General features: G+C 32.9%; 19 protein-coding genes. 11 read left to right on the plus strand and 8 right to left on the minus strand.

Going from position 1 to position 17,785, the window contains the following annotated elements:
• Positions 1-45: 45 nt before the first annotated feature.
• From TD18_RS12840 to TD18_RS12850, 3 genes are all read right to left on the minus strand, one after another.
• A complete protein-coding gene (locus TD18_RS12840; protein WP_040253307.1) occupies positions 46-1,269 on the minus strand; it encodes a peptidylprolyl isomerase in 1,224 nt (407 codons plus the stop codon).
• Between the two features lie 7 nt (positions 1,270-1,276).
• Positions 1,277-1,813, minus strand: coding sequence for a gliding motility-associated peptidyl-prolyl isomerase GldI (gldI, locus tag TD18_RS12845; protein ID WP_040253310.1), 537 nt, complete (start codon positions 1,811-1,813; stop codon positions 1,277-1,279).
• An 87-nt stretch (positions 1,814-1,900) separates the two neighbouring features.
• The gene (locus tag TD18_RS12850; protein WP_040253313.1) at positions 1,901-2,917 is read right to left on the minus strand and encodes a DHH family phosphoesterase; all 1,017 of its coding nucleotides are present in this window, start codon (positions 2,915-2,917) and stop codon (positions 1,901-1,903) included.
• Between the two features lie 88 nt (positions 2,918-3,005).
• On the opposite strand from TD18_RS12850, the gene TD18_RS12855 reads away from it, so the two are divergent.
• The 7 genes from TD18_RS12855 (at position 3,006) to TD18_RS12885 (ending at position 7,638) form a co-directional block, all read left to right on the plus strand.
• Complete coding sequence (locus tag TD18_RS12855; RefSeq protein WP_040253315.1) at positions 3,006-3,425, plus strand: nucleoside-diphosphate kinase; 420 nt, start codon at positions 3,006-3,008, stop codon at positions 3,423-3,425.
• 318 nt (positions 3,426-3,743) lie between these two features.
• A complete protein-coding gene (locus TD18_RS12860; protein WP_052461176.1) occupies positions 3,744-4,169 on the plus strand; it encodes a DUF2141 domain-containing protein in 426 nt (141 codons plus the stop codon).
• Between the two features lie 4 nt (positions 4,170-4,173).
• Positions 4,174-4,797, plus strand: coding sequence for a tetratricopeptide repeat protein (locus tag TD18_RS12865; RefSeq protein ID WP_040253317.1), 624 nt, complete (start codon positions 4,174-4,176; stop codon positions 4,795-4,797).
• A 6-nt stretch (positions 4,798-4,803) separates the two neighbouring features.
• Positions 4,804-6,153, plus strand: coding sequence for a histidine kinase (locus TD18_RS12870; RefSeq protein ID WP_040253320.1), 1,350 nt, complete (start codon positions 4,804-4,806; stop codon positions 6,151-6,153).
• Between the two features lie 12 nt (positions 6,154-6,165).
• Positions 6,166-6,504, plus strand: a complete 339-nt coding sequence (locus TD18_RS12875; RefSeq protein ID WP_052461177.1) for a 2TM domain-containing protein — start codon at positions 6,166-6,168, stop codon at positions 6,502-6,504.
• A gap of 20 nt (positions 6,505-6,524) precedes the next feature.
• Complete coding sequence (locus TD18_RS12880) at positions 6,525-6,851, plus strand: 2TM domain-containing protein (protein WP_040253323.1); 327 nt, start codon at positions 6,525-6,527, stop codon at positions 6,849-6,851.
• A gap of 31 nt (positions 6,852-6,882) precedes the next feature.
• Positions 6,883-7,638 (plus strand): LytR/AlgR family response regulator transcription factor, encoded by a 756-nt coding sequence (locus TD18_RS12885; protein ID WP_040253327.1) that lies wholly within the window; start codon positions 6,883-6,885, stop codon positions 7,636-7,638.
• Here the strand turns inward: TD18_RS12885 and TD18_RS16795 are convergent.
• The 5 genes from TD18_RS16795 to TD18_RS12910 form a co-directional block, all read right to left on the minus strand.
• Positions 7,635-8,075: a J domain-containing protein gene (locus TD18_RS16795; protein ID WP_052461178.1), complete on the minus strand. Its 441-nt coding sequence runs from the start codon at positions 8,073-8,075 to the stop codon at positions 7,635-7,637. The genes TD18_RS12885 and TD18_RS16795 overlap by 4 nt on opposite strands.
• A gap of 7 nt (positions 8,076-8,082) precedes the next feature.
• On the minus strand, positions 8,083-9,105 hold the full coding sequence (locus TD18_RS12895) for a hypothetical protein (protein ID WP_040253329.1): 1,023 nt from the start codon (positions 9,103-9,105) through the stop codon (positions 8,083-8,085).
• Positions 9,106-9,175: 70 nt separating this feature from the next.
• Positions 9,176-10,360: an LETM1-related biofilm-associated protein gene (locus TD18_RS12900; protein WP_040253331.1), complete on the minus strand. Its 1,185-nt coding sequence runs from the start codon at positions 10,358-10,360 to the stop codon at positions 9,176-9,178.
• Positions 10,361-10,483: 123 nt separating this feature from the next.
• The gene (locus tag TD18_RS12905) at positions 10,484-11,305 is read right to left on the minus strand and encodes an SDR family oxidoreductase (RefSeq protein WP_040253333.1); all 822 of its coding nucleotides are present in this window, start codon (positions 11,303-11,305) and stop codon (positions 10,484-10,486) included.
• A 35-nt stretch (positions 11,306-11,340) separates the two neighbouring features.
• Entirely contained in the window at positions 11,341-12,312 is a 972-nt protein-coding gene (locus TD18_RS12910; protein ID WP_040253335.1) for a beta-ketoacyl-ACP synthase III, read from the minus strand.
• Between the two features lie 425 nt (positions 12,313-12,737).
• Between TD18_RS12910 and TD18_RS12915 the strand changes: the two genes are divergently transcribed.
• The 4 genes from TD18_RS12915 (at position 12,738) to TD18_RS12930 (ending at position 17,648) form a co-directional block, all read left to right on the plus strand.
• Positions 12,738-13,430, plus strand: coding sequence for a DUF4331 family protein (locus TD18_RS12915; RefSeq protein ID WP_040253338.1), 693 nt, complete (start codon positions 12,738-12,740; stop codon positions 13,428-13,430).
• Between the two features lie 28 nt (positions 13,431-13,458).
• Positions 13,459-14,028, plus strand: coding sequence for a DUF4331 family protein (locus tag TD18_RS12920; RefSeq protein WP_040253994.1), 570 nt, complete (start codon positions 13,459-13,461; stop codon positions 14,026-14,028).
• An 86-nt stretch (positions 14,029-14,114) separates the two neighbouring features.
• Entirely contained in the window at positions 14,115-15,413 is a 1,299-nt protein-coding gene (locus TD18_RS12925) for a tetratricopeptide repeat protein (protein WP_040253340.1), read from the plus strand.
• A gap of 3 nt (positions 15,414-15,416) precedes the next feature.
• Positions 15,417-17,648: a TonB-dependent receptor gene (locus tag TD18_RS12930; RefSeq protein ID WP_040253342.1), complete on the plus strand. Its 2,232-nt coding sequence runs from the start codon at positions 15,417-15,419 to the stop codon at positions 17,646-17,648.
• Positions 17,649-17,785 lie beyond the last annotated feature (137 nt).

Consider the following 17,785-nt stretch of genomic DNA (forward strand, 5'->3'; position numbering starts at 1 on the left):
CCTTTCAAATTTGAAAGGCTTTTTTTATGTTGTAAATTAATCTAATTATTGAGCTATTTCTGTCATTTCAAGAACGAATGTTAAATCAGCATTTGGTGGAATTCCACCTCTTCCACGTTCGCCATATGCCAAATGTGAAGGAATGTAGAAAAATGCTTTTTCGCCAACTTTCATTGATGCAATAGCTTCTTTAAATCCAGATATCATTTGTTCATCTGGGCTAATTTTCATTTTAGTTGGACCATAAGCTCCTGCAGCTTTTCGTTGTGGATTCAGCATGCCATATTTATCAGCAACAGCTTCCAGATTGCTATCAAATAATCGTCCGTCAAGAAAATAACCTTCATAAGCAATCATTGCAAATTGACCTGTTTTCGGTTTTGCTCCCGTACCTTCTTTAATAACATATTTCTTTAAGCCTGAAGCTAAAGTTTTGCTTTTAGATTGGTAATCATCTAATAAAGGTTTTGTGTCTTCAGCAGCAGCTGTAATTTTTGCTTCACGTTCCTTACGTTCTTGTTCTGCCTTCTTTTGTGCCTCTTCTTGAATACTGGCAATTTCTTGTTCAACTTTAGGTAATCCTTCTTCAAAAACTTTTGCAGCATTAAATGCTTTAGCTGCAGATCCTTTTCGTATGATATTCAGTTTTGTAATCACAACATCTTCAACTGGTTTGTTGCCTGGTCCAGTTTTTACATTAGAGATAGAATCTTGTACTTCAATCCCTTTTACTAATTCTCCAAAAACAGAATGACAACTTACTCTAGGTTGATCGCAAGGTTTTAAGGTACCATCAGGATTGTAGGCATCCAAGCTAGGATAAGGTACTTCAGTTATAAAAAACTGTCCACCATTGGTATTAAAACCACCACCATTTGCCATAGACAATATGCCAGGTTTATCATGTTTTAGTTCAGGACTAAAATCTGCTGTAAATCTGTATCCAGGAGTTCCAGAACCAGTACCAGTATGATCACCACCTTGAATCATGAAGTTATCCATAACTCTATGAAAAGTCAATCCATCATAATACGGTTTTCCTTTGAATTCTTCGTCAGCCATAGGATGTGTTCCTTCAGCTAAAGCTACAAAATTCGCTACAGTCACAGGTACCTTGTCGTAAAACAATTTAGCAATCATGGTATCTTTGGTTGTTATGAATTCAGCATAGAGTCCATCTTCCAAATCAGGATATTCTTCATTGCATGAGGTTGCCGTTAAAAGTAAAAACAGCACAAAAAGTTGTAAGGTTTTGCTAATCAATTTCATAAGAGTTTTATTGGTTTTGTATAATTGTGTTTACAGTTACTTTACAAATTAATGGAATATTTGTGCCTATTCGATTGGCATCTCCATAGTAGCCATAAGCTTTTTGAGACGGAAATAAAAAAGTAACAACTTCACCAGGTTTCATAAGTTTTAAGCCTTCTCGAAGTCCTGTAAATAATTCCTCTTTGTCCATGGCATAATTTTGAATACTAATTTCATCTTCTGTATAAATAGTATTCTCATTTAAATCTTTAACATTGTATTTAAAACTAACAATATCACCAAACTGAGGCGTAATGGTGTCTTGTTCAATTTTAGTATTGTAATAATACCAAAATCCGCTTTCCGAAGCAATATAGTCTTGTTCAGGATTGTTAGCTATTATCTTTTGAATTAATGCTTGCTCTTTCTTATTGAGCTTAATATTTCTTTCAGCTGAAGCTTTGATAAATGAACCAGATTGAACCGATTCTGGTCGTCTTGCATCTGGCGACTTGCAACCAAAAATAAAACTTATTAATAGTAAGTAAAGTATAGGTTTCATGTGTAAATATCTATAATTTGATAAGGTCACATGTAACATCTTGCATATGGTTTTTCAGAGAATTTAGAAAATAATCAAGATGTTTCATCATGGATTTAGGTCTTTTTTATATTGAGGCAAGATACTAATAAATTTATCAATTGTTTTACTCAGACTTAATTCACTTTTTCCACCTGCAGCATTTGTATGTCCACCACCTTGAAAATGGGTTCGGGATACTTCATTCACAGAAAAATCACCCTTACTCCTCAAGGATATTTTAATAATTTCGTCTTGATGGCTTTCAATAAAAATAGCAGCAAAAATAATGCCTTTAAGTGATAGGCCATAATTTACAAAACCTTCAGTGTCTCCTTTTTTGAAGTCGAAAGCGTTCAATTCTTCCTGAGACAAGGTAATGTAAGCAGTTCTATATTCAGGAATCACTTTTAAGTTGCTTAATGCTCTACCGAGTAATTGCAATCTGGCGTAACTATTAGTATCATAAATCTGATTATGAATGTCAGCATTATTTGCCCCTTTTTTAATCAACTGACCAATTATATTGTGAGTTTTGCTTGTTGTTGACGGAAAACGAAACGAGCCTGTATCAGTCATGATACCAGTATATAGACAAGTGGCAATGTCGCTATTAATTTTATCAAGATCGTCAAGCATTTCAATAAAATTAAAAACCATTTCACATGTTGAGGACATCGAAACATCAGAATACATGTAAGTTGCATAATCATCAGGTTGTTGATGATGATCAATCATGATCTTTACAGCTTCAGAATGCGACACGATAGCTTCCATATCTCCAATACGACTTAGAGCATTAAAATCTAATGTAAAAATAAGGTCAGCATTAGTAATCACTGCATCACAATTTTCTTTTTGATTGTCATATTTCAAAATTGAAGCTTCAGCAGGCATCCATTTCAAAAAATCAGGATAATCATTAGGAGCTATAATAATGACATTGTGATTGAATTGTTTTAAATAATGATACAATCCAAGGGAAGAGCCAATAGCGTCTCCATCTGGATTTTTATGCGGAATGATTACAATGGCTTTTGGTGAACTTAAAAGCGTTTTAATTGAATTGATATCGTCTTTATTCATAGATGACGAAGATACAATTTTTTAATATTGGATTATACCGAATTATTAAAGAAATATATTACTTTTGCAGCAAAATTAATAAATACAAATGGCAACAAATAGAACATTTACAATGCTTAAGCCAGATTCTGTTGAAAAGGGGAATATTGGTGCAATTTTAGAAAAAATTACTGCTTCTGGTTTCAGAATCGTAGCTATGAAATTAACTCAAATGACAACTGCAGACGCACAAGCGTTTTATGCTGTTCATAGCGAAAGACCATTCTTTGGAGAACTGGTAGAGTATATGACACGTGGACCAATTGTAGCTGCAATCTTAGAAAAAGACAATGCTGTAGAAGATTTTAGAACCTTAATAGGTTCTACTAATCCTGCAGAAGCTGCTGAAGGAACTATTCGTAAATTATATGCTGCTTCAATTGGAGAGAATGCAGTTCACGGAAGTGATAGTGATGAAAATGCAGCTATTGAAGGTGCTTTTCATTTTTCAGGAAGAGAGATGTTTTAATAAGATTGACCTCATAAAAATTAAAAAGCGTAACTCGATGAGTTGCGCTTTTTTTATGGTTCAAACTATTAATCTAAAAGTTGTTCTTACATGAGGATAACCAAGAAGTAATGTAATACATGATTCATAAATATAAAGTATTGTAGTAGGCTATTGCTTCATAACTCAATTGATTTATACCAATTTTTATGTTTCATTTTAGAATCATGATTACCAAGCTACAATTCATCCATAAAAAATTACAATTCGGTAATTCCCTTTTTATAAATAGACACTTGTGATAGATATTTGTCTCATCAATACTAAATTATTAGAATCATGAACACACTAGCCAAAATTTTAGTTTTCTTTTTATTAAGCCATTCCTTAGTAAATGCACAAGAACAAAACGGACAAGAAATTACAGTAGTCATTGAAAATCTTAAAAGTAATAAAGGACATATTTATATTTCATTATATAATACCGAAGCTTCATTTTTAGGAAAAGGATTTAAATCAACAATAAGTCGAATTGAAAATAATAGTTGCACCATCAAGTTTGAAAATGTTCCAAATGGTATATATGCTATTTCCTTTTTTCACGATGAAAACGAAAACAAAAAAATGGACTCCAATTTTTTAGGAATTCCAAAGGAAGATTATGGATGCTCTAATAATGCCAGAGGTTTTATGGGACCGCCTAAGTGGGAAGACGCTAAATTTGAAATAAATAATACATCAATAACACAAACTATAACACTTTAAAATCATGAAAAATCTTATAATTATCGCAATTGTATTAGTATCAGGAGTTGTAACTGCTCAAACTAATTTTGAAAAAGGCATGCAAAAAGCATTTTCGCTTTGGCAGGAAGGCAATATGGATGAAGCCGAAAATATGTTCGAACGTATTTCTAATGCTGAAATTGATGAATGGTTACCTCACTATTACATCGCACAAATTAATAGCTTAAAAAGCTGGAATGAGAAAGACGAAGCTAAATTGAAATCTCAACTAGACAAGGCTCAAGAACATCTAAATTCTGCAATGGCTATCAGCAAGGATAATCCAGAGCTTATGGTAATGCAAGCACACGTACTAACCAATTGGGTTGCTTTTGACGGTATGACCTATGGGATGAAATATTCTGGAAAAATTACAGAGTTATACAGTAATGCTTATGCCATGGCTCCTAACAATCCAAGAGTCGTTTTTAGTAAAGCAGAATGGGGAATGGGAAGTGCTAAGTACTTCGGACAAGATACCAAGCCGTTTTGCTCAGAGATTGAGAAATCCTTAGAACTTTTTGCTAACTTTAAAGCTGAAAGTGATTTCCATCCTAATTGGGGAAAAGAACGTGCTGAACAAATTATGAATTCTTGTAAAGAGTAATTTATCATGACAAAATCATCTAAAAATATCATCATCACAATTATCATTGGATCTGTTGTATTTGTAATAGGTAATATGCTCCAAGGAGGATTTCATTTTGAATCGGTTAATGAGTTTTTAGTTGATTTTGGATTTTACCAATTGTATTCTTTTGTTCTTGGGTATTCTAACATGGCTTTTTTCGACTACATGGAACGTCGCAACTGGAGAAAAGGTGATACCATCAAACGAATCGTTATTGGAATTTTGGGATCAACCATAATTACCTTATTAGGATTATTCTTTTTAAGAACTTTTACTTCAGTAATTATATATGATGTTCCTTTTGATACATTTATTCAAAATGAAACATGGAGAGGTTATTCCTTCGGATTATGGATTACGCTAACCATTGTCTCAATATTTCATGTCATATTTTTCTATAACAGATATCAGAAGAATAAAATTAAAGAGCAAAAGGTCATTGCAGGTGCAGCAAGTGCAAAGTTCGATGCATTGAAAAATCAGTTAGATCCGCATTTTTTGTTTAATAGCTTGAATGTATTAACCAGTTTAATTGAAGAAAATCCAAAGAATGCTCAAAAGTTCACCACATCATTATCAAAAGTATATCGATATGTTTTGGAGCAAAAAAATAAGGATTTAATTACTGTAGATGAAGAATTAGATTTTGCCAGAACTTATATGTCGCTTCTAAAAATGCGTTTTGAAGATAGTATTGTTTTTGAAATTCCAGATAGAGCGTCTGATCCTGAAAGTAAAGTAGTGCCATTATCGTTGCAGTTGCTTTTAGAAAATGCTGTAAAGCATAATATGGTTACAAGTAGTAAACCATTGCACATTAAAATTTATGAATCTGAAGGCATGCTCATTGTAGAGAATAACCTTCAACCAAAACAAATTGTGAAAAAAAGTAGTGGTGTTGGACTTGAAAATATCAAGCAGCGTTACAACTTATTATCAAATAAAAAAGTATCAATCAATCAACAAGCAAGCCGTTTTGCAGTAGCAATACCAATGCTTACAAAACAAGTATCAATTATGAGAGCAATAGAACCAAAATCAAATTTTGACGACAGATATGTGAGAGCACGTAAACGTGTTGAAGAACTTAAGGAGTTTTATTACAGTTTAATCTCTTACTGTTTAGTGATCCCATTTTTAATATTTATCTGGTTTCGTTATACACCACATACCATTCAATGGTTCTGGTTCCCAATGTTAGGTTGGGGAATGGGATTAGCATTTCACGCCTATAAAGTTTTTGTAAACGATGGTGTACTTGGAAATGGATGGGAAAAACGTAAAATTGAAAAATTTATGCGTGAGGAAGAAGAACAACAACGTTGGAATTAAAATTTAACAATCATGGAACGCAATACAGAATATAATCAAATGGCAAGCGCCGAAAATAAGTTTCTAAGAGAAGAAGCTTACTTGCGAGCTCAGAAAAAAGTAAAATCACTACTCGGATTTTACTGGCACCTCGCATCTTATATAATTGTCAATGTAATCATCATCATTTTAATTGTATCAAATGGAGGAAGACTCTTTAGTTTTGGAACCTTTGCTACAGCTTTATTTTGGGGAATCGGACTCTTTTTTCATTTTTTAGGTGTGTTTGGTCCAGACTTCTTATTTGGTAAAAACTGGGAAAAGAAAAAGATTGAAAAGTATATGGAAAAGGAGCGTCAGCGCTGGGAGTAATCATAAAAAAGTTTAGACCAATGAAATCAAATACCGACGACGAAAAACATCTAATCAAAGCACAACATAAATTAAGACAACTCAAGATCTTCTATATTCATTTAGCATTGTATATTGTAGTTGTAGCTTTAATTTCACTTAATTTTTATGTGATGGAGGAAGGTCCATATACAGATAATATCACAGCATTAAATATTGTAGTTTTAGTATTATGGACACTTTTCATTTTAATACATGCCTGGAGTGTTTTTAAAGGACGATTCCTTTTTAATAAGACATGGGAAGATAAAAAAATAGAGAAAATTTTAAAGGAGAAAGACAAAGAGGAAACCACTCTTTGGGAGTAAAGTATATGTACAATAAATTACATTTGAAGCAATGAATGTTATCATAATAGAAGACGAAAAGCCATCAGCAAGACGATTACAACGTATGTTGACCGAATTACAAATGGAAGCTGAAACCATGTTGCATTCTGTTGAAGAATCTATAGACTGGTTTCAAAATAATGAGCATCCTGATCTGATTTTTTTAGACATTCAACTTAGTGATGGTCTGTCGTTCGAAATCTTTGAAACAATTGATATTAACTCAGCAGTGATTTTTACTACAGCCTATGATGAGTATGCACTTCAGGCATTTAAACTCAACAGTATAGATTATTTGTTAAAACCGATAGACGAGGATGATCTGGCTAGAGCAGTTTCAAAATTTAAAGAACGTGCACCTAAGCAGCAATCTGTGACTTTAGATTTTAATGACATAAAGAAATTGCTGGTTAATCCAATTGAACGTGAATATAAAAAGCGATTTTCGGTAAAGGTTGGTCAGCATTTAAAACTTATTAATATAGATGATATTGAATGCTTTTACAGCGAAAATAAAGGCACGTATGCTTATACATCTGAAGGCAGAAATTATTTGCTCGATACAACTTTAGAGCAGCTAGAAGAGGAGTTAGAACCTCATAAGTTTTTTAGAATCAGTCGTAAGTTTTTTGTCAATGTGAATGCTATTAATGATATGGTAAGTTATACCAACTCAAGATTGCAAATCAAATTAAATACATATAAGGAACAAGACGTCATAGTGGCTAGAGAACGCGTGAAAGAATTTAAAGACTGGCTGACTTAAAAAATATCGAAGATGTCTCCTAGTGAATCTTCTAAGCCTTCAATTAAGTTGTCAGTTCCTGAAAACAAGCTACTCAATCCAACATCCAAAAACAAGTCAAGTAAGAGTAAATCTGATAAATCGGTAAGCCTAAAGGTATCCGATTTTTTCTTTGCATCCTTTTTCCACTCCGTGTATTGTTCCTGTTTTTTAGGTTCAATAAGTACTGGTTTGTTAGATGCTGAAGCTTTCAACATCTCATCGTAAGCCTTTCTTTTTTCAACGTTAGATAAAATATCAAAAGCTTCTACCAGTAAATCAAAATGTGCTTTTGCGCCTTCAGATTTGTTTTTATCGGGATGATATAAAGCGATTTCATGTCTGAAAGATTTCTTAATTGTATCTAAATCTGCTGAAGGTTCTACCTTTAATATGTGGTAGTAATTAACTAATTCCATAATGACATTATTTTGAAAGTAATCTTGCTACTTGTGCTTTGAATGATTGGTGATTATCAACAAACAATAAGAGTTTGGTGTAACTTTTTGGCTTTCCGTAGATAAATTGTAATTGTTGAGGTGTCTTTAAATGAATTATGACATTGCTGTGTTCTAATTCGCCTAAAAGAGATAAAGTTTTCGTGCTTTTCGCTTTATCAAAATCTGAAGCGTTTGCTAACGCAATTTTTTCAATAGCTTCAATTGGGATGGTAGTTTCGCTCAACATTCCGAAGCGTAAAATCAATTCAGTTTTATTAATTATAAGTGGTCGTTTTGGGATTGATCTGATAATTCCAAAGATCTGGATAGCAGAATATATACTTAAACCTGTTAGAATCCATGCTAAGATAGAACTCCATTTTGCAGCCAAAATATGAATGCTTACCATTTCAATAGCAACTAAAAAAATGACAGCACCAAGTGTCGATAAAATCCCAGAGCCTCTGTAATTACTGAATTCGTTAGGTTTTAAAACAGATCGTTTAAAATTGAAAAACCCATAATAAATGAGTGCAATTTCATTAGCTGCTAATTTAGCAGGAACTGTTGGTAATACTGAAGCACAAGTCTCTTGAAGAATACTATAAAAGTCCTGATGCTGGTTTGCTGCAACTTTGTATTGCGAAATTGCTTTCCTAACTTTCAGAATAATTATAGTGATGACACTCAATTCAACTATTGGTATCAACCATGTTTTGGTCAATGTTAAGGTGTCTTGATGTGTTTCAGGAATCACATAAGATGCTATTACAATACATGCGATTAAAAAAGGAGCAATTGTAAGATTTGATACCTTAGTTTTCCGTATTAATAAGAAATAGACCAACGGAATTGTTAGAATAAAATCAATAGTGATGTAAGGAGATAATGTGTGTTGATGCGTTATAAACAGCGTTGAGTTTAATATAAAAACTAGTATTAAAAGTAATGTAACTGGTATTAAGAAAGCAATTGTATTGGTCTTAAAAAATGAAGTTTTACTTATCATTAATATCGCATTTTCTATTGGACGCAAATTCTAGATAATTGTTACCAGATGAGTAGTTTAATTTAAAAATTTACTTCTCAATACGATTATCATCAAAAGATGATGGTAGTAAATTAGGAATTAGTTTTGCGAAAATGGGCAATAAAATAGCGCCTCCAGGAAGAAGAAAAATTGCTAAACTAGGAATCGTTTTTAACACATCAATAAGTTGGGCCTGAAGTTTTTTCTGTTCGTCTTTACTTAAATCAGAATGTGTAGCTTTTGTAATAAGAAGCATTAATTCTTTACTCTGCTGTACTTCTTTAACGATACGTTTGCTATTTCGCCTGATAAGTTTTGTAACCAGTTGCGAAGAGTTTTCGTAAAAGTTTGAAATAGGATTTTTTTGCTGAAATAAGAGAACTTCTTTTTTATGGGCTGTGTGAAAATTGAATACACATAAAATAGAATCTTGAATCTCATTGGCTTCCATATCAAGTCGTTTAGCCAGTTGCATTAAAAATTGATATTCTGATTTTTCAAGAATTTCATCATCCCAAATAGACAAGCACATGAGATCAACCAGATATTTTTTTTCATTCATGTTAATTGAATAATCAATATCATAAATCAAATCTTCCATGTCAACATCATAATCTGGTATTGAAGTTGAAGCTTCAATTATGTCGATAATTTGCTTGTCGTAATCTGTAATTTTACTTTTAGAATTAAGCGATTGATATAAGGTCCCAATAATGATGCTCTCAAGGTTTGCAGCATAGGATTTTGGTTCTATAGTTTCAGATAAATAACTATCAAACGTTAATACATCAACAAATAATAAGGAATTGGTAATTGACTTATTAAAATTTCTAGTGATGACATTATCATCGATTTGAACTCTATCATGAATTAAGCGTTCTAACATTGAAGATTCACTTTTACCAATAAATAATTTGTCCCAAAGAGATAAATCTGAAACCTCAAGCGATTTATAAAATTCTAATAAAGTTTTAATAAAGATGTTTGTGTTAACTTCTCCTTTTCTAAAAAAATAGATGTGATATAATCCCGTAATTAGATTCATCTTGGCGAGCTCATCCTCAGAATAGGTTAGTGTTCTATCAATCTTATCAGTTATATTGATGTTAACACCGTAAATAAATCCGTAGTCCTTTAAGCTCGTGTACAAGCTATGGTAATTCTCAAACGGAATACCCTTCTTAGAAATTTGCGAGCAAAATTTTTCTATCCAGCCAGCTGTAGATGGATTCATACTTATGTTTTAAAAGACCTTGCAAAGTTAATTTTTTATCGGTTCTTTTAACGATTTAATTTAATTATCAAAAAAATATAATCTAAAAATGAATCAAATTAAAGCAAGGTTGAAGTATTTTAATTATCCAGTGATATGATAACCACCATCAACGTGTCTAATTTCTCCTGTTATAGAAAGATCTGGTCTAAATAAATGCGTGATTTCATGAGCAAGGTCCATTGGTTTGGCATTTCCTAAAGGACTCATTTTATTTGAAATTTGAACATCTTCTTCATTCAAGGTGGCATTACCAGCTTTACTTCCCATATAAGGAGAAAATCTAATTGTATTTACTCTTATGTTGTGTGATCTTCCAAGTTCGTCAGCCAGTTCAATTGTAATTCTCTCTAAAGCAGCTTTAGCAATGCTAATATTTCGGTATGGATGAAAGGTTACTTTGGCAGCAGCTATATAACTAAGAGCACAAATTGATGCACCAGTTTGTAATACGTTATATTTTAGTAAATAATGAGATAACCTTATAAATGAATAAGCTGAAACGTCCATAGTATCACAAAATTCCGCTTTTGTGACCTCTAATAAGGGTTTTACTTCTTTATTACGAATGGTTTTATCCATAGCAATAGCGTGAAGAAATCCATTTAATTTAATGTTTTTGTCTGAAAGATTTTTTGCAAAAGATTCTATGTTTTCATCCAGTGTAACATCTAGAATTTCTACGGAAGCGTCACCTAATTCTTCTGAAACGGCTTGCTTGAAATCCTGATAGTTTTTAGTTAAAAATGTTTTTGCTTTTTCTGATAGATTTTCATGATGAGCACTCACACCCAAACCAGTACAAACCACTTTGCCACCTTGTTTAATAATCTCTTTTGCAACATACATGGCAAGTGAATGTTTATCGGCAATACCAGTAATTAAAAATGTTGTTTTTGAAAGCATAGTTTTAATGTGTTAATCAAAAAGATAATTAGTTTCTACCATTTGTATAATGCAGTTCCCCAAGTCCAACCAGCACCAACAGCTGCAAATAGTAATAAATCACCATTTTCAAATTCGTTCGTTTTTAAAGTTTCATCAAGAATGATAGGAATTGTTCCTCCTGAAGTATTTGCATATTTATCCATATTGGTTTTTACCTTTTCAAATGGCATCTCCACGCGTCTTGCAACTTCCTGAAGAATTTTTATGCTAGGCTGATGAGGCAATAAGTATTTGACTTCTTCTATAGTACGTTCGTTTTTTGAAAGTATTTCATTAATACATTTAGGAAGTACATCTATTGCAGTTTTGTAAACTTCAGGGCCATTCATTTGAAAAAAGTGTCCTCCAGAATTGGCTGTTTCAGTAGAAGCTGGTTGTTCAGAACCACCTGCTGGAATTGTAAAATGCTCCTTACCACTGCCATCAGTGTGTAAGATGAAATCAATAAAACCTTTGTCTTCTGTTGTAGCAGAAATCACTATGGCGCCAGCTCCATCTCCAAAAAACACAGCATCTCTTCGTGACCAATCTGTAATATTAGAAAATGTATCTGCGCCTATTACTAGAACATTTTTATACATTCCAGATTTTATATACTGAACAGCAGTTGATGTAGCAAACAAAGCACCAGAACATACCGCAGAAATATCAAAGGCGACTGCATTTTTAGCATCGAGTTTATCTTGAACAAAGCAAGCACAGGAAGGTGCTAGCCTATCTGCTGTTGCTGTTGCTAAAATAATAAGATCAATATCATTAGGAGATAAATTGGCGTCTTCAATAGCCAGCAATCCGGCTTTATATGCTAAATCACTTGTGGTTTCTCCGGTTGAAATTCGACGTTCTTTAATTCCGAGATTTTCAAAAATCCATGTGTCAGATGATCCTACAGTTTCAAAAAAATCGTTTTTCACAATATTTTCAGGAGCATAAGAACCTGTTCCTTTTATATAAGCATTAATCATAGGCTAATTTTGGCCTTCAAAAATCTATAATATATTCATAGAATGCGCCTAAATACTGAATTAGTTGAATATTATTATGACATACTTAAAATTGAGGCGCTAATAAAATCAATATGATAAAATCGGCTATATTTTCAGCCTTCATTTGCAGTATTCGTAATTGAATTTTTCAGCATTTGCCATGTTTTGATTACAATTTGATTTAAATCGAGATATAATTGTTAAAAAACTGAATATGTTTCAATTGTATAAAATAATAGTGTAAGCCCTTTATCAGCCTGAAGTAATCAGTATTTCTTCTCGAGGTTTCAATCTTAATTATTCGAAAGGTTTTGTCATTTTCTAAACTTTTATAAAACCACAACTGTAATAATTGCGTAAGTGTTAGCAGAAACAAATTAATAATTAACAAAAACCTCATTATTATGAAAAAATCAAAAATTTTAATTGGAGCTGCGGTTATCGCAATTGCTGGCTTTTTTACAATTGCAGCCGATCATATTGACGCTCCTGCAGTTGCTGGTGGTACAAGTGATATCACAGACATCTATGGATTTCAAGGACAAGACAGTGATAATATTGTATTTGTCGCGAATGTACAAGGACTAATAAGTCCAGCAAATACGGCTTCGGCAGCATTTGATGAAAATGTTCTCTTCGAATTTAATATTGACAACAATGGTGATGCGATTGAAGATTTAGTAATTCAAGCTACAGCAAGAAATGGCAAAATGTATTTCTTTGGTCCAACGGCACCAACACAAACAGGATTGAATAGTACGATTGCAACTACAGCAGCTACAAATTCTGTAGATATTACATCTTACGGAAGCAGTGCCATCGTAGAATCAAACAATGATATGCGCTTTTTTGCAGGACCTAGAGATGATCCTTTCTTTATGGACTTTGTACGTTACACACAAATTGTAACACCTGGTGATGATGATGGTGATGGCATGGAAGAAGGTGCTTTTTTACCAGAAGGAACAGGTGATGGTTTTGCATCAGATACGTTTGCAGGTACCAATGTACTTTCAATAGTCATTGAATTACCAAAATCAATGGTTGGTAGTGGTGACTCTGTAAACTTTTGGGTTGAATCAAAAAGAAAGCAATAATAATATGAATCTCTTAAAAACAAAAATTATGAAACTTAATAATATAAAATTAATAGCAATTGCAATGCTTGTATCATTTACTGCATACAATTGTAGTAACGACGACGATAATAACTTTGTGCCAATGCAACAAACACCGCTTGATTTTAGTGGAACGTATGTGCAAGAAGATCAAATGGGAAGACCAGCAATAAATACCGTTTTTGTATCTCCTGAAGATAAAAACACATTTAATGTAACTGTACCATCAGGTCAAAATGCGGTGTTTCAGAGTAAATTTCAAGACAAATTAGAAGCTTTAAATCCTGCACATACAGATCCTATGTACACAAATGCTTTAGGTTTTAATGCTGAACAATTTACAGGAGCTTTAGCTACAGATGTATTAACCGTGTCTCTAACAGGAACGACTACATTTTTTGACGGAACTAATGTATTAACAGGTCGTGCTCTAGGTGATGATGTAATTTCTACAGAATTACTTCTAATCTTTGGTGGCCCAACAGGAGCTGATAATCCTGGCTTAACTAATGACAATGTAAGTGCAAATGATAAACCATTCTCTGCTTCATTTCCGTATCTAGCTTCGCCTTGGTAGAATAAAAAACACACCATATATAAAAATCTCTGATTTCTGTTTATGGTGTGTATTAACAAAAAAACACTCACTCAAAACAGCTCGTTATGAACTCTAAATACAATATACTCACTCTGGTTATAGTTCTGTTGCTATTGGCAAATTGCAAGGAAGGGACAACCACACAAATCACAAATTCAAATGACTATAATGCATACTTAAATATTTCGAAGAATGAAACACTTGAGCGTGCCAAGAAAAATGAAATGTTTTGGTCCCAGAAATTGGAGCAAACTCCAAATCAATATCCTTACAAAGGAAAATTAGCAACTACATATTCAAATTATTTTTCAGCAACAGGACAGGTTGAATACCTTAAAAAAGCTGAAGATTATTTAAGAGAATTAAATGATAATACAAAATATAATAATGCTTCATACCTTAAAAGCTTGGCTTATAATTATATTTCTCAGCACAAATTTAAAGATGCGCTTTTACATTTAACAAAAGCAGAACTCATAGCTGAAGATCTTCAGGAAACAAGAAAAATGTTATTTGATGTTCATCTTGAACTTGGAAATTATGAAATGGCACATACTTATCTCAATACTTTTGAGAATTTTAGTGATTTCGATTACCTTATTCGTTTATCTAAGTGGAGTGATCACAAAGGTGATTTGGTTGCAGCCATTAAATACATGGAAAAAGCGTTGACTATCGCTGAAACATCTAATCTTGCACCTTTAAAACAATGGTCGTACACCAATATTGCAGATTTTTACGGACATGCAGGAAACATACAAAAATCTTATGATCATTATTTAAAAGCATTAGCTCTAGATCCAAATGATGCTTACGCAAAAAAAGGTATTGCATGGATTGTTTACTCATACGAAGATAATCCTCAAGAAGCTTTACGAATATTAGATGCAGTTACTGACTCCTATTTTGCTCCAGATTACTTCTTGTTAAAAGCAGAAATTGCTGAATATTTAGGCAATGAAATACTTAAGAAAGAGCAATTGGCTTTATATGATAATGCCATGCAAAACGAATCTTATGGCGACATGTATAATAAATACAATGTCTTACTTCATGTTGAAGCTAATACAACCATTGAAAAAGCCATTTCTATAGCCAAAACTGAAGTTCGTAACAGGCCAACACCACAATCATACGACCTACTGGCTTGGGCTCATTTTAACAACGGAAATTTAGAGGAAGCTCTACACATAGTAGACCATCATATCATAAATAAAACTTTTGAGCCAGAGACCTTATATCATGTTGCAGAAATTTATAAAGCAGCCGGAAATTATGAAGATGTAACCCCTTTAAAAGAGGAATTGTTAGCAAGTACTTTCGAATTAGGTCCATTAATGAAAGCTAAAATTTTAAATCTGTAACCGATGAAAACGAAACTTTTTACATATTTGATAATTGGTCTTAGTTTCTGTCAGCTGTTTTCACAAGATTTAAAAGGGAAAATTGTTAACGATTTAAATCAACCTCTTGAAGCTGCTTATATTTTTAATTTAGATTCTGAAAGTCATGCGCATTCTGCAGAAGACGGGTTTTTCATTCTTAAAAATACTAAAGCAGGAGACTCTATAAAGGTTGGAATACTGGGTTATCAAACAAGACAACTAATAGTTGATGATTCTAATCTAACAACGCAATTGATTATTGTTCTAAGTGAAAAAGCATACCAATTGGATGAACTTATTATCACCGAAGAGCTTAATGCTATGCGAACCATATCTAAACTTGATTTACAAACAAGTCCTGTGAATTCATCGCAAGAAATATTACGGAAAGTTCCAGGTTTAATCATTGGTCAGCATGCTGGAGGAGGAAAAGCAGAACAACTTTTTCTTCGTGGTTTTGATGTCGATCATGGAACAGATGTTTCCATTTCGGTAGATGGCATGCCTGTCAATATGGTGTCTCATGCTCACGGACAAGGGTATAGCGATTTACACTTTTTAATACCTGAAACTATTCAGAAAATTGATTTCGGAAAAGGACCTTACTATGGCCAACAAGGTGATTTTAATACTGCAGGTTATGTTGATTTTTCTACCAGAGATTATTTGAAAGATAGTCAAATCAGTATGTCAGTTGGAGATTTTAATTCTCTTAGAACCTTAGGATTATTTAATTTACTAGGTAATACGAAACGTCAAAATGCTTATCTGGCAGCTGAATATATCGCAACTGACGGACCTTTTGAATCGCCTCAAAATTTTAACCGCTTGAACCTATTTGGAAAGTATGTTGTGTATACTCCTGAAAATGATAAACTAAGTCTAACAGCGTCACATTTTACAAGCCGTTGGGATGCTTCAGGTCAAATACCACAACGTGAAGTTGATAATGGAAATATAACACGTTTTGGAGCTATCGATGATACGGAAGGAGGTCAAACTGAACGCACTAATTTTAATGTAGAATTCAGTAAATATATCTCTGATGACACTCGGTTGAAAACCAATGCCTTTTACACTAATTATAACTTTGAGTTGTATTCTAACTTTACTTTCTTTTTAGAGGATCCGGTTAATGGAGATCAAATTAAGCAACAGGAAGAACGACATATTTTTGGGGTAAATACAGTCATTTCAAAAACAACTTATTTGGGCAAAACAGAAGTCAGTTTAGATGCTGGTTTAGGATTGAGACACGATATTATTAATGACGTTGAATTATCTAGAACATTAAACCGTCAAACTACATTAGATAACATTCAGTTAGGCGATATAAATCAAACTAATATTAACGCATTTGTAAATGCGACTTTCCATTTAGGAAAGTTTAGAATTGCACCTGCATTACGATTGGACTATTTCAAGTTTTTATACAATGACAAACTTCAGCCAACTTATACAGTACAATCGGAAACAAAAACAATTGTGAGTCCGAAATTGAATATTTTCTACGATGCTCAAGACAATTTACAATTCTTTCTGAAGTCTGGTATAGGATTTCATTCCAATGACGCGAGAGTGGTCGTTAATAATGTAGGAAAGGATATTTTGCCTAAAGCTTACGGATTAGATATTGGAAATATTTGGAAGCCAACTAAGAGTTTAATAGTAAATACAGCCATGTGGTATCTGTTTTTAGAACAAGAATTTGTTTATGTTGGAGATGCCGGAATAGTTGAGCCAAGCGGTAAAACAGAACGTTTCGGTATAGATTTAGGGTTAAGATATCAAATGAATGACTGGCTGTATCTTGATACAGACGCAACCTATACCAAAGCAAGAAGTATTGAAGAAGCAAAAGGTGAAGATTATATTCCTTTGGCACCAGATTTCACCATAGCTGGAGGTTTATCTGTTACGGATCTGGAAGGGTTTTCTGGAGGAATAAGGTACAGATATATTGATGACAGACCAGCAAATGAAACCAATAGTATTATTGCTGATGGCTACTTTGTTACAGATTTTAATGTCAATTACAGCTTTAATAGCATGACTTTAGGTCTAGTGATTGAAAATTTGTTTGATGTGGATTGGAATGAAACTCAGTTCGCCACTGAATCAAGATTACAAAATGAAGCTCAATCTGTTGAAGAAATACATTTTACACCAGGAACTCCCTTTTTTATAAAAGGAAGTATCACTTATAATTTTTAGATACTAACATTACTAAATTTTTAATTTATAAGGGTTTACCATATGGAGATATGGTATTTTTAGAGTTTTTTTGTTAGTGGAAACACCTGCTTTTTTAAGTGGGTGTTTTTTATTAGACTTTACTTTCCTTAGAAATT

Origin of the sequence: Psychroserpens mesophilus, from assembly GCF_000826645.1 — a bacterium.
Classification (GTDB): Bacteria; Bacteroidota; Bacteroidia; order Flavobacteriales; family Flavobacteriaceae; genus Psychroserpens; species Psychroserpens mesophilus.